This is a genomic window from Microbacterium sp. NPDC079176, from assembly GCF_040686675.1.
GTDB lineage: Bacteria > Actinomycetota > Actinomycetes > Actinomycetales > Microbacteriaceae > Microbacterium.
The window spans coordinates 353,945-366,031 of record NZ_JBFBLM010000002.1; the positions used below are offsets into that span (position 1 = coordinate 353,945).

A 12,087-nucleotide genomic window follows, 5' to 3' on the forward strand; every position below is an offset into this window, starting at 1 on the left:
GGGGTCCCGCGGTCACAGGCGGCCGGTCGACTCCCAGAGCCTGATGAGCTTCAACGCAAGATGGAGAGTGCTGCGCGCGACGCCGTCGTCGAGCGCCTCTCTGACCACCTCGGGCAGACGCTCGAGCCGGTAGTAGAGCGTAGTCCGATGGACGAACAGGATGCGGCATGCCGCGACGACGTTCGCACCCACGTCGAGATACGTCTCGACGGTCACCCGCTGGCTGTCGTCTCGTTGGGAGTAGAGCGCATGCGCGGCGGGCGAGATGATCCGGAGTGCTGCCGGATCGGCTGACGCCGAGGCGAGCAGCCGCCATCCGCCGAGAGCGCTCGAGTCGACCGAGGGGTGGAACTGCGGGAGGGCGGCCGCGAGAGAGGCGGCGATGACGGCCTCATCGGCGGCGCTGCGCAGGTCCGACGCGCCCTGCGCAGGGGACGCGGTGCCGATTCCGAGAATGCGGATGCCGCGTCTCGCCGCCTCGTCGAGGAGGAGGTCGGTGAGGCCGTTGTCGGACGGCTGTCCCACGAGCAGGACGACACCGCGCTCCAGCCCGATGAAATGAGCCGGCACGGGCCGGAGGTGCGTCAGGTGGCGTCCGAAGGCGATGCGGTCGACATCGCTCACCGTCGCATCGATGAGGACGGCTCGAGCGACCGTGCCGGGGCCCGGCCGGAGCCACCGCTGCTGGGCGGCGTGCGCGAAGGCGCCGCGACGCACGGACTCGTCGGCGTGCAGCAGATCGACCAGGATCGACTCTCGATCGACACGCGACGAGCCAGGGGCCCTGCGCAGGGCGATACGGGTGAGGGCGACGGCCGCATCGATCGCCTCGAACTCGCTCGCCGTGAGCTGCGGCCCATCTCCGAGGTCGATCTCGATGACGGCGACCGGGACACCGTCGTCATGCACCGGAACGGAGAGGAGCGAGGCGGATGCCTGAGGTGATGCGGACAGCCCGCCGTCGGACGCCGCCGGACCGAACTCGTGCACGACCACTCGGCGGTGCAGGGATGCTGCGAGTTGGAGGGCGATCTCCGACAGCGCCGTCGAGGCTGCGGGGGTCGTCGTATCGCTGATCGTCATGGGTCGCTCCTGTGCGGGGGATGGGCTCACCGTGTCGCTCTGCGTCGATGGATGCGGACGTCACATCCACCGAACTCGAGTACGCCCCATAGAAGCGTCTTCCGAGCAGCCGCACCAGGCGGAAAGCAGGCAGAAGTGAGGAACGACCGTCTTCGACTCCTGTCGCATGGTCGTGAGTCTGACGGTTCATAGATTCGTATTCAGCGGACGAAGGGACACGAGGTGACACGATGATGAGCAGCAGCACGGTCGTCCTCGTGCACGGAGCCTTCCTCGACGCATCCGGTTGGTGGCCGGTCGTGCTCCGCCTGCTAGACGGCGGACACCGGGTGCTCGCTCCTCCGGTGACCGGCCGCAGCTTCCGCGGCGACTGCGACTACATCCGCACGATCGTCGAGCACGTCGACGGAGAGGTGCTGCTCGTCGGACACGGGTATGGCGCGGCCGTCATCACGGTCGTCGGCGAGGCGGCGAACGTCTCAGGGCTGCTCTTCATCGCGGGCTATGCGCTGGAACGGGGCGAGAGCATCGCCGAGATGCGAGACCTCTTCGCGCCGGCAGAGGCATCCGCGCATCTCGTGGCCACCGTGTTCCCGGGTGAAGACGGCGCACGGCGAACGGAGCTGACCGTCGCACCCGAGCAGTTCGCGCGCCTTCTCGCGCAGGGCCTTCCCGCCGACGAATCGGGAGTCCTCGCGGTCTCACAGCGCCCGATCTCCGACTCCGTGTTCGCCGAGCGGGCGTCCGGCGCGGGCTGGAGCGTGACGCCGAGCTGGGGCGTCGTGGCGACTCACGACCGTCTCATCAGCCCGCACCTCCAGCGCTTCGGATATCGGCGAGCGGGATGTCGAGCGGTGAGGGAGCTGGACGCACCGCACCTGGTCACGCAGACGCACGCCGCGGAGATCGTGCGGTTCATCGACAGCATCCTCGACGAGATCGAGACCCGTGGCTGAGCAGCAGGGGAATGCTGTCGACCCCCGCCCCGGTTGGACGGCGGGGTTCGCGCCGCTCGCCGTCCCGATCTTCCGCCTGGTGTGGCTGGCATCGATCGTCAGCAACATCGGCAGCTGGATGCAGACCGTCGGCGCTCAATGGCTCCTGGTGCAGGACGACAGCTCGCCGCTGCTCGTCGCGCTCGTGCAGACGGCATCGGCAGCGCCCGTGCTCCTGTTCGCGATCCCGGCCGGCGTCATCGGCGAGTTCCTCAACCGTCGGCGCGTCCTTCTCTGGTCGCAGACGGTCCAACTCGCCGTCGTGCTGGGTCTCACGTATCTGACCGCGGTCGGCCAGACGACCACGACCATCCTGCTGGCGTCGACGTTCGTGCTGGGGACGGTCTCGGCCATCCAGCTGCCGGCATTCCAGGCACTCGTGCCGGACATCGTGCCACCGAAGCTCCTGATCGATGCGGCGAGCCTCTCCTCGATCGGCGTGAACATCGCCCGCGCGGTGGGACCGGCGATCGCCGGCCTCGTGGTCGCCCAGTTCGGCGTCGCGGCGGTCTTCCTGCTCAATGCGCTCTCCTTCCTGGTGTTCCTGGGCGTGCTGCTCTTCTGGAAGACCTACAGTCCGCCGGTGGCTCGGCCCGAGCCCTTCGTCGATGCGACGCGGGCCGGCATCCGCTACATCCGCCACTCGCGGATCGTCCGCCGCATCCTGCTGCGGCTCGCCGTCTTCCTGATACCGGCGAACGCGCTCTGGGCGCTGCTGCCGACCATCGCCAAGAACTCGCTCGGGTTCTCTGCGAGTGGCTACGGCCTTCTGCTGGCAGCGCTGGGAGCAGGATCGATCGTCGGTGCGTTCGTGCTTCCGTGGGCGCGGCGCGTCGCAGCGGTCAACGGTGTGGTGCTGACCTCGTCCGTGGTCTTCGGGGCGGGACTCGTGGTCCTCGTGACCTCGCCGACCCTGTGGATCACCTTTCCGGCGCTCGTGGCGACCGGTCTCGCCTGGATCGGGGTGATCGCGACCATCAACGGCACGGTGCAGGCGTTCCTGCCCGTCTGGGTGCGTACGCGCGGCCTGTCGTTCTACCAGCTCGTCCTCTTCGGCTGCACGGCCGCCGGGTCTGCGGGCGCGGGCGTGCTCGCGTCCGTGTGGGATCCCGGGCTCGTGGTCATCGGGGCCGGGATCCTCTGCGGCCTGGGCGGACTCTCCCTGCTCGTGTGGCCCATGCCGGCGACGAGCGGCATCGGCCGCGGCATCGTGGAGGTGCCGGGGGTCGAGGACCGGCCCCGCCCGGACGGTGCTGACGACGCGCCCGTTCTGGTGGTCATCCGGTATCGCATTCCGGTCGAGCGGAGACAGGAGTTCCTCGACACGATGACCGGCGTGCAGCAGACCCGTCTGCGGACGGGGGCGCGGGGGTGGCAGGTGTACGTCGACGCCGACGACCCGGGGTCGGTCATCGAGGCGTACTCCGTCGGCTCGTGGCGCGAGCACGTGAGTCAACACGAAGGTCGCACCACCGAGTTCGACGCCCAGCAGATCGCCCGTGCGCGCGCGATGAGCACCCAGGAGCTCGAGGTGACGCACCTGCTCGCCATCCCCCTGCCTCACCACCGCGGCGTCGAGAAGCGCCGCACCCGCGACAAGAGACGGAGCATCCCGCATGGAACGTGACGACAACCCCACCACTCACCCCGAGATCCCGTCGCTGGGCGACCCCGATCTGCCGCAGGAGGGGGAGGTGAACATCGCCGACCGCCCGCAGAGCAACACGATGACCGGTCCGCAGAACGAGGTCATCGAGTCGCAGTTCCCGAACCAGATGCACGCGCCGGCGACGGACATCAGCACGCAGCCGTTCTTCTGGTCCTCGTTCAACATCTCACCCCGCCGGGTGCAGCGCGGCGGCTGGGCGCGGGAGCTCACGAAGCAGGACTTCCACATCTCCGACGAGATCGCCGGGGTCAACATGTACCTCGAGCCCGGCGGCATCCGCGAACTGCACTGGCACCAGACCGCCGAATGGGCGGTCATGACCCGCGGCAAGGCGCGCGTGACGACTCTCAGCCGGTCGGGTCTGCCCGCGGTGGAGGATGTCGAAGAGGGCGACCTGTGGTTCTTCCCGGCGGGCACCCCGCACTCCCTGCAGGGTCTCGGGCCGGACGGGGCGGAGTTCGTGCTGGCGTTCGATGACGGCGACCAGTCCGAGTCGAACACACTGCTGCTGACCGACTGGTTCGCACACACCCCGCCCGAGGTCCTCGCGAAGAACTTCGGCGTCGCGCAGTCGGTCTTCTCCGACATCCCGCTGCACAACCTCTGGATCTTCCCCGGCGAAGAACCACCCGCGCTCGACATCGACCAGGCCGCCGCCGGCGTCGAGTGGGGCATGGAGCCGGTCATCTTCCGGCTGTCACGGTCGAAGCCGCTGTATGAGAACACCGGCGGATCCATCCAGATCGCCGACTCGACCAACTACGCATACTCGAACACGGTCGCCGCCGCGCTGGTGACCGTGGAGCCGGGGTCGATGCGCGAACTGCATTGGCACCCGAACGCCGACGAATGGCAGTACTACCTGCGCGGCTCCGCACGCATGACCGTCTTCAACACCGGCCCGCACGCGAACACGACCGACTTCCGCGCCGGCGACGTGGGCGTGGTCAGGAAGAATCTCGGCCATTACATCGAGAACACCGGTGACGACGTGCTGCAGTTCCTCGAGGTGTTCCGCACCGACAAGTACGAGGAGATCTCGCTCGCGAACTGGCTCTCCCACGTGCCCCCGCAGCTCGTCTCCGCCCATCTGAACATCGACCCCGCGGTGCTGGCGACGTTCCCCCGCGGAGCACAGGGCATCACACCACTGCGCTGATCAGCGCCCTCCGAGCGCGATCAGCGTTGAGCGCCTTCGGCGAGGTATCGGTGGATGAGGGTGACGGCCATCGCGCCCTCGCCGACGGCGGATGCGACGCGCTTGACGGAGTTCGCACGGACGTCGCCGGCCGCGAAGATCCCGGGCACGGATGTCTCGAGGTAGTAGGGCGAGCGATCCAGCGGCCACTTCTGCAGGTCGTCGGAGGAGAGGTCCACGCCGGTGAGCAGGAACCCGCGACTGTCGAGCTGCACATCCGTCGTCGCCGCCCACTCGGTGTTGGGAGCCCCGCCGATGCAGACGAACAGGTGGGTCGCGGGCACGCGTGTGGTCCTGCCAGCCTGGTCGAGGGTGATCTCTCGCAGATGCTCGTCTCCGTCGACCGCGACGACGCGGGAGTGGACGAGGATGGTGACGTTGCTCTGCGCGGCGAGCCGGTCGAGCAGATAGGCCGACATGGTCGACGAGAGCGAGGGGCCGCGGACGACGACAGTGACGTGCGCCGCGTGGGCCGCGAGGTTCATGGCCGCCTGTCCTGCGGAGTTGGCGCCGCCGACGACGTACACGTGCTGACCGATGCAGGCGGAGGCTTCGCTGGTGCCCGCGCCGTAGTAGATGCCGGCACCGCGGAAGCCCTGCTCGCCGTCGAGGCCGAGTCTGCGCCACTGCACGCCGGTGGCGCAGAGCGCCGCGCGTGCATGGATCTCCGACCCGTCGGCGAGCCGAGCCCGCACGTCGTGGTCCCTGAACGTGCGGGCGATGCCGTACCTCATGACGATGAGTTCGGCGCCGAAGGAGAGCGCCTGCCGGCGGGCGCGCTCGGCGAGCTCCGCCCCGGAGATCCCCCCGGGGAAACCGAGGTAGTTCTCGATGAGGCTGCTGAAACCGGCCTGCCCGCCGACGGCGTCGCGCTCTACGACGGCGACGCTGAGACCCTCGGATGCCGCGTAGACGGCGGCCGAGAGTCCGGCGGGTCCTGCTCCGTAGATGATGAGGTCGTACGTCGACTGCGCCGGAGGCTTCACCCAGCCGAGAGCCGCAGCGACCTGCTCGGGATTCGGGTCCTCCAACACGGCGCCTTCGGGAAGGACGACCAGCGGTAGCCGCCTGCCGGTCAGGTCGATTCCTGCCGCCGCGGCGGCACCTCGGGGAACCATGATCGGCAGGAACGGAACCTCGCTGCGGGTCAGATAGTCGCGCAACGCGAAAGCCTGCGGCCCGTCGGCGTCGGCGATGAGACGCAGGGGCGACCGCTGGTCGGGTGCCTCGGTCACGCGTCGCCTGCGAGCTGCTCCTGCCAGTCCGCAGGCACGCGCTCAGCCGGGCCGGGGGTGGTCTGCGACCGCGGATGGCTGTGCGGGGGAGCGAGGACGGGACCGTCGAAGGGTCTCTCGGTGCCGAAGTCCCAGAACCAGTCCTCACCGGGCTCGAAGCTCTGGATCACTCGATGGCCGCTCGTGTGCGCGTGGTTCGTCGCATGCTTGTGCAAGGAGTCGTCGCAGCATCCGATGTGCCCGCAGTAGGCGCACCGGCGCAGATGTAGCCACCACGAGCCGATCGCCTCGCAGTCCAGACACCCCGGGCCGGAGGGGGGAACGTCCGCCCGGATGAAGTCGCTGACGTCGCTCATGGGTGCATCTCCTGTCGTCGGTATGCCGTCGGGGTCATGATGTCGGGATTCCGTGTCGTACTCAAGGGTGCCCGCGGGAGTCCTCATGTTCCTTCGACACCCGTCGAAGCCGTGCTCGTCGACATCCTCTAGGTTCGGGGAGGTGAGCACCTCTTCCTCCCGCCGGGTCCCGATCGAATCGCAGAAGGTCGATGCGCCGCTGACGTCCAGCGCGACGTTCCTCGTGTTGCAGATCGCTGACGGAGCGGATGCCGCGTCGACCGCGCGCGACGCGATCGCCGGTATCGACGACCTCGTGAAGAACGTCGGATTCCGTGATCTCGACGCGATGCTGTCGTGCACGGTCGGCATCGGAGCCGCGGCGTGGCCGCGCCTCACCGCGCGCCGGGTTCCGGCGGAGCTGCACCCCTTCGCACCGGTCGTCGGCCCGGTGCACACCGCGCCGGGCACGCCCGGGGATCTCCTCTTCCATATCCGTGCGAACCGCCAGGATCTCGTGTTCGAGTTCGAGCGCCAGTTGCTCGACGTGCTGGGCGACGCCGTGACCGTGGTCGACGAGACCTCGGGATTCCGGTATTTCGACGTGCGCGACCTGCTCGGCTTCGTCGACGGGACCGCGAACCCGGTGGGGAACGCCGTCGCCGAGTCGACGCTGGTGGGCGCAGAGGACGGTGATCACGTCGGGGGCAGCTACGTCGTCGTCCAGCGATATCTGCACGACCTCGGTCAGTGGCAGGCGCTGACGACCGAGCAGCAGGAGGCCGTGATCGGCCGCAAGAAGGCCGACAATGTCGAGCTCGACGATGCGGCCGTCGGGCAGAAGTCCCACAAGACCCTCGCCACGATCGTGGTCGACGGTGTCGAGCACGACATCCTTCGTGACAACATGCCTTTCGGCAGCCCGGGCTCGTCGTCCTTCGGCACCTACTTCATCGGATACTCGCGCTACCTGTGGGTCATCGAGAAGATGCTCGAGAACATGTTCATCGGTGACCCGCCCGGCGCCTACGACCGACTCCTGGACTTCTCCCGCGCCACGACCGGCAGCACCTTCTTCGCGCCGTCCGCGGACTTCCTCAGCGGGCTCGCCGACGAGCCGATGCCCGTGCAGCGCATCTGAGGGCAGACGAGCGGACAAGAGTCACCTCCCATCTCGCGCCGCACGCGCGTAGCGTTGATATGAGGGAAGACTCTTCTACGGAGCCGCTCAGCCGCCGATCCTCATCGAGGACCGAGCGTTGGCTCACCTCAAGATCGTCGTCACGACGAAGTTGCGCCGCAACGAGAGCTTCACCCTGTCGTGGATCCACAAGGACGGCGAGGCCCCCGGTCGATCGACCATCTGGCTGCATCCATCGATCCCGCTACGCTTCGTGTTCGACGAGACGGAGGCGCCGACGCTGAACCGTCGGTGGATCGAGGAGCTCTCTCAGACACTCAGCAGCACGGGCGGCGTCTGCCTGACTGCGGAGATCATCGATCCCACCGAAGGCGGGGAATCGGAACGCGCAGGCGGAGGGCGGTGACCGACTCGCTCACAGGGTGAGGCGGCGGTCGACGATCTGCTGCGCGACATCGTGCAGTCGCCCACCGACAGAGCGCGCGTGTCGTCGAAGGATGGTGAAGGCATCGTCGATGGAGACGCTGCGCTGAAACGACAGCGCGCCCTTCGCCTGCTCGATCACGATCCTGCTGTCGAGCGCGTGCTGAAGCTGCGCGGTGCGGTCGGCGTGCGCGCGGAGCGTGCGATGCTGCACAGACCGATCGTGGCGAACTCGCCGAGTGCCTGAGCGACGGCCGCATCCTGGTCGGTGAGCACGCCGACCCTGTCGAAGAAGAGGTTCAGCGCACCGAGATGCCGATCGCGAAGCGAGAGCGGCACCGCGTAGCCAGCGCGAAGGCCGCGTCGCACCGCGAGAGGAGCGAACTCGGGCCAGCGATCGGCGCTCGCCCGCAGATCGGGTGTCTCCACCACGCGCCCGGACCGGAAGCTGTCGAGGCAGGGGCCCTGCTCGATGCCGAGCTCTGCCTCCTCCACATCGCTCGCGCGCTCACTCGTCGAGCCCAGCACGTGGAGTTGTCCTCCGGCATCGGCCAGGACGATGCCGGCGTCGACCGCAGGGGTGAAGTGCGTCGCGGCCTCGACGAGAAGGTCCACGGTGTCGATGACGTCATAGTCCGGATCCAGAGCGTCAGCCAGGCGGCGGAAGACAGCGGTCAGGTCGTTCGGCGAGTGCGGGTCGCGGATCACCTCGAACGGCATTCGGATGCGATCCTCAACTCACGCCCACGGCATGGCCCTGCTCTGCGCCCACGTTCTCGGGTTCGTGAACCAGATACAGTCCGGACGGCGCATTCGCGGTGAATGCGAGCGCCTCGATCCAGTGCCGATTGAGCTCGGGGACTTTGCCCCCGCTGTACTTGAAGACGAGGTTGCAGCCGGGGTGCATCCAGACCGAGCTCCGACCGCCGCCGATGCTGGCGTCCTCCCTCCAGGTGAAGAGGAACGGCTCGCCGCGGCGCAGCTTCGTCGTCATCACGACCTGCAGATGATGGAGCGCGCGGTCGTCGATCTCCACCTTCTGATTTCCCTCGTAGACGAACTTGCCCATGATGGGACGTCCCTTCGTAGATCTCCTTCTGTGCCCAGACCTACAGGGGTGGGGTGCCCCCCGCAAGGCCCTTGCAGACCGATCGAGAGTGTTCCTGCGCCGTTCGCAGGCGTCTCGGTCGGACGCCTTTTACACCCGAGACCTCGATTTCGGCAAGGGTGCTGGAACGGCTTTCTCACCCCGTTAGACCAGTGCTCACCAATCCAGAGGATCGGTCGACGAAGTCGTTCGATCCGAGACGACCCCGCACGAAGGAGCACTGATGTCGGACACTTATGGCACGACGAGCCTGAGCGGCTCGGACGCGCATCACGAGCAGGATTCAGGGAAGGCGGAGGCTGCCAAGAACGAGGCGGCCGGTCTTGCCGACACGGCCGGCGCTCAGGCGAAGGACCTGATGGGCACCGCCAAGGAAGAGGCGGCGAGCGTCGTCGGCGAGGCCAAGACGCAGGCGAAGGACCTGTACGCGCAGACCACCCGTGAGCTGAAGGAGCAGGCGCACACGCAGCAGCAGCGCCTCGCCGGTGGGCTTCGGTCGGTCAGCGACGAACTCGGTTCGATGGCTGCGAACTCGGAGGGCAGCGGTGTCGCGAGCGATCTGGTGCAGCAGGTCGCCGGGCGACTGTCGGGCGCGGCGAGCTGGCTCGGGGACCGGGATCCGGCCTCCGTGCTCACGGAGGTGAAGCGGTATGCGAGACGCAAGCCCGGAACCTTCATCCTCGGGGCGGCGATCGTCGGCGTCGCTGTCGGCAGGCTCACCCGAGCGCTGGCCTCGAACTCGAGCGAGGTCGCCAACTGCAGGCGGGCATCGCCGCAGAGCGGGAGATCCGCCTTCCTCCGAGGGACACACGCAAGAGCGACAAGGCCGCAGAGAAGGAGCGGCAGGACATCGACGAGGCCCGCCGCATCCGCGAGCATGCCGATGCAGAATCGGGGCACCGCGAATCCGACGGGTCCGACCGTCGATGACCGATCAGCGTGCGGTCGGCGGAAGCTTGTCCACGCCGTGCCGGTTCGGCTTGTCGGGCTCCGCGGCGGTATCGGGAGACACGTGTGCGGGTCCGGTCGGCCCCGCTTCGGACGTCGGATAGTGCGGCTCGTCGATCTCGACGGCCTTGTCTCGCTCGTCGAGAGGAGGCAGATGGTCGAGCGGTTGCTTGATGTCGTCTGGGTGGCTCATGCCTACAGGCTCCGCCACCGGTGACGTGGGCGACCAGGGGCTTGTCATCGAAAGGATGATGTGGTGGGCGACTGCTCTCCGGTGAGGCGTAGGGTCGATTCCATGCACGCCCGGCCACTTCTCGTCTATGACGGCGATTGCGCGTTCTGCACCACGTGGGTGCAACGACTCGAACGCTGGCTCGGCAGGTTTCCCGAGGCTCAGCCGTGGCAATGGCTCGACCTCGATGAAATCGGACTGAGTTCCGCGGATGTCACCCGCTACGCGTGGCTGCTGGTCGGCGCGCGTCGGATGCGCGGACATGCTGCCTTCGCAGGATTGCTCCGCATGCAGCGATCCCGGCTGCTGCGCTTCGCCGGCGTGCTCCTCGTCACGCCCCCGTTCTCCTGGGTCGCTGCGCTGGGCTATTCGCTGATCGCGCGCTTCCGACACCGTCTTCCCGGCGGCACGGCCGCCTGTGCGCTTCCGCGGGCCTGAGACAGCACCCGACGATCCTCCGGTTGTCAACGCCCCTTCACCCGGGCGGGCGCTCACCTAGCATCGCCGGATGGGACGCCTCAGGTATGACAGCACACTCGACCCGATCGTCATCGACGATGTGACGCTCGCGCACATGAAGATCGTCGTCGGCACGAAGCTCAGGCGGCAGGAGAGCTTCATGATGTCCTGGATCCCGGGAGACGATTCCCGCGACGGCCGACTGACCGCATGGATTCATCCGAGCATTCCGCTCGTCCTGGCGTTCGACAGCGTCGAGCCGATTCACGTGGATGCCGAGCGCGTGTCACGGATGATGAACAGCCTCAACGCTCACGGAGAACTGTTGATCGAGGATATGTAGGCCGCTCACACCACTTACATCGGGATCCCGTCGGCTGTCAAGAGAGGCGAAGTTCGGGCCGCGCGGTCCGAAGAATGAACCGCATGAACCCATCGCCCCATGCGCTTGCCGCCCACCCCTCCTCCGACATGAGACTCGCACGGACCCTCCGGAGCATCGACTACCCCGCGACCAAGGACGATCTGCTGCGGATCGCCGTCGTCGATCATCTCGAGGTCGCGACCATCGACGCCATCCACGAGCTGTCCGCCCGCGACTATCACGGAGTCGCCGAGGTGCTGAAGACGCTCGATGGCGCCTGACTGACCCGCGGGCACCGCGCAGGGTGAGGGCGAACTTGTCAATACCCTGCGATAGCGCCCGCTGTCTTCCTAACCTGGCACCATGTCCGACCTCACCGGCGCGCCACTGACGCTCACGTGGCCGCACGAATCCGATACATCGTCGCCGTCGCGACTCACCATGCACGCGCCGCAGGGAGGTGCATGATGGGCAGATTCATCTATGAGGGCTCGATCAGGATCGAGATCGAGGATCGCGCGCTCAGTCACCTGCAGCTCGTTATCACCGCGAAGCTCCGACGAGCCGAGCCCTTCAACTTCAGCTCGCGCGAGGATCAGAGCATCGGGGGAGGCCGCACCACCGTCTGGCTGCACCCGGGGAGTGCGCTGGTCTATCGGTTCCTCGGCAGCAGGCAGCCATCGATCAACCGGCGGTGGGTCGATGCGCTCGCATTCACCGCGAATGCCCCGACCGGGCTGTACCTGGTCGCAGAGCCGGATGAGCTGTCATCGGGGGAGAAGCTCGGAGTGCCCGCCGACCTGTAGCCGCCAGCTGCCGCGATCCTCGGTGTGAAAACGGGGCGTGCTTACGGGCGGCGCCGCATCCTGATGACGATCCGAGAGCGGAGAGATCGGC

General features: G+C 67.7%; 16 protein-coding genes. 10 read left to right on the forward strand and 6 right to left on the reverse strand.

The features are described 5' to 3' along the window. Window positions 1-12: 12 nt before the first annotated feature. The gene (locus AB0P11_RS05740; RefSeq protein WP_363520491.1) at window positions 13-1,083 is read right to left on the reverse strand and encodes a helix-turn-helix domain-containing protein; all 1,071 of its coding nucleotides are present in this window, start codon (window positions 1,081-1,083) and stop codon (window positions 13-15) included. A 233-nt stretch (window positions 1,084-1,316) separates the two neighbouring features. On the opposite strand from AB0P11_RS05740, the gene AB0P11_RS05745 reads away from it, so the two are divergent. The 3 genes from AB0P11_RS05745 to AB0P11_RS05755 are packed head-to-tail and all read left to right on the forward strand — an operon-like array spanning window position 1,317 to window position 4,906. After that, the gene (locus tag AB0P11_RS05745; protein ID WP_363520494.1) at window positions 1,317-2,039 is read left to right on the forward strand and encodes an alpha/beta hydrolase; all 723 of its coding nucleotides are present in this window, start codon (window positions 1,317-1,319) and stop codon (window positions 2,037-2,039) included. After that, complete coding sequence (locus tag AB0P11_RS05750; protein WP_056278859.1) at window positions 2,032-3,705, forward strand: MFS transporter; 1,674 nt, start codon at window positions 2,032-2,034, stop codon at window positions 3,703-3,705. The genes AB0P11_RS05745 and AB0P11_RS05750 overlap by 8 nt, the downstream gene beginning before the upstream one ends. Next, window positions 3,695-4,906 carry a cupin domain-containing protein gene (locus AB0P11_RS05755; protein WP_363520498.1) on the forward strand — a complete coding sequence of 404 codons (1,212 nt, stop codon included), beginning with the start codon at window positions 3,695-3,697 and terminating at the stop codon, window positions 4,904-4,906. Before AB0P11_RS05750 ends, AB0P11_RS05755 begins: the two co-directional genes overlap by 11 nt. Window positions 4,907-4,926: 20 nt before the next feature. Here the strand turns inward: AB0P11_RS05755 and AB0P11_RS05760 are convergent, their stop codons facing one another. Together AB0P11_RS05760 and AB0P11_RS05765 are read right to left on the reverse strand one after the other, a co-directional pair. Then, complete coding sequence (locus AB0P11_RS05760; protein ID WP_198032314.1) at window positions 4,927-6,180, reverse strand: FAD-dependent oxidoreductase; 1,254 nt, start codon at window positions 6,178-6,180, stop codon at window positions 4,927-4,929. Then, window positions 6,177-6,536 (reverse strand): UBP-type zinc finger domain-containing protein, encoded by a 360-nt coding sequence (locus tag AB0P11_RS05765; protein WP_363520501.1) that lies wholly within the window; start codon window positions 6,534-6,536, stop codon window positions 6,177-6,179. Before AB0P11_RS05765 ends, AB0P11_RS05760 begins: the two co-directional genes overlap by 4 nt. 142 nt (window positions 6,537-6,678) lie before the next feature. On the opposite strand from AB0P11_RS05765, the gene AB0P11_RS05770 reads away from it, so the two are divergent. Together AB0P11_RS05770 and AB0P11_RS05775 are read left to right on the forward strand one after the other, a co-directional pair. Then, window positions 6,679-7,656: a Dyp-type peroxidase gene (locus AB0P11_RS05770; RefSeq protein ID WP_053096378.1), complete on the forward strand. Its 978-nt coding sequence runs from the start codon at window positions 6,679-6,681 to the stop codon at window positions 7,654-7,656. Between the two features lie 118 nt (window positions 7,657-7,774). Beyond that, window positions 7,775-8,062 (forward strand): hypothetical protein, encoded by a 288-nt coding sequence (locus tag AB0P11_RS05775; RefSeq protein ID WP_363520505.1) that lies wholly within the window; start codon window positions 7,775-7,777, stop codon window positions 8,060-8,062. A 9-nt stretch (window positions 8,063-8,071) separates the two neighbouring features. On the opposite strand, the gene AB0P11_RS05780 is transcribed toward AB0P11_RS05775, so the two are convergent. The 3 genes from AB0P11_RS05780 to AB0P11_RS05790 are packed head-to-tail and all read right to left on the reverse strand — an operon-like array spanning window position 8,072 to window position 9,148. Continuing rightward, a complete protein-coding gene (locus AB0P11_RS05780) occupies window positions 8,072-8,221 on the reverse strand; it encodes an ANTAR domain-containing protein (RefSeq protein WP_363520508.1) in 150 nt (49 codons plus the stop codon). Further along, window positions 8,218-8,799 (reverse strand): GAF domain-containing protein, encoded by a 582-nt coding sequence (locus AB0P11_RS05785; RefSeq protein WP_363520511.1) that lies wholly within the window; start codon window positions 8,797-8,799, stop codon window positions 8,218-8,220. Before AB0P11_RS05785 ends, AB0P11_RS05780 begins: the two co-directional genes overlap by 4 nt. Before the next feature lie 13 nt (window positions 8,800-8,812). Next, complete coding sequence (locus AB0P11_RS05790; protein ID WP_320488468.1) at window positions 8,813-9,148, reverse strand: ATP-dependent DNA ligase; 336 nt, start codon at window positions 9,146-9,148, stop codon at window positions 8,813-8,815. Between the two features lie 262 nt (window positions 9,149-9,410). Here AB0P11_RS05790 and AB0P11_RS05795 point away from each other — a divergent pair, with 262 nt between their 5' ends. The 5 genes from AB0P11_RS05795 to AB0P11_RS05815 all read left to right on the forward strand — a co-directional run bounded on the left by AB0P11_RS05795 (window position 9,411) and on the right by AB0P11_RS05815 (window position 11,996). After that, window positions 9,411-10,352 (forward strand): hypothetical protein, encoded by a 942-nt coding sequence (locus tag AB0P11_RS05795; protein WP_363520514.1) that lies wholly within the window; start codon window positions 9,411-9,413, stop codon window positions 10,350-10,352. 78 nt (window positions 10,353-10,430) lie between these two features. Then, window positions 10,431-10,805 carry a DCC1-like thiol-disulfide oxidoreductase family protein gene (locus AB0P11_RS05800; RefSeq protein ID WP_056278854.1) on the forward strand — a complete coding sequence of 125 codons (375 nt, stop codon included), beginning with the start codon at window positions 10,431-10,433 and terminating at the stop codon, window positions 10,803-10,805. Window positions 10,806-10,875: 70 nt separating this feature from the next. Next, complete coding sequence (locus tag AB0P11_RS05805) at window positions 10,876-11,169, forward strand: hypothetical protein (protein WP_056278853.1); 294 nt, start codon at window positions 10,876-10,878, stop codon at window positions 11,167-11,169. Between the two features lie 83 nt (window positions 11,170-11,252). Next, window positions 11,253-11,471, forward strand: a complete 219-nt coding sequence (locus tag AB0P11_RS05810; RefSeq protein WP_162253854.1) for a DUF2795 domain-containing protein — start codon at window positions 11,253-11,255, stop codon at window positions 11,469-11,471. Between the two features lie 186 nt (window positions 11,472-11,657). Continuing rightward, window positions 11,658-11,996, forward strand: coding sequence for an ATP-dependent DNA ligase (locus AB0P11_RS05815; protein WP_363520519.1), 339 nt, complete (start codon window positions 11,658-11,660; stop codon window positions 11,994-11,996). The last annotated feature ends 91 nt before the right edge of the window (window positions 11,997-12,087 follow it).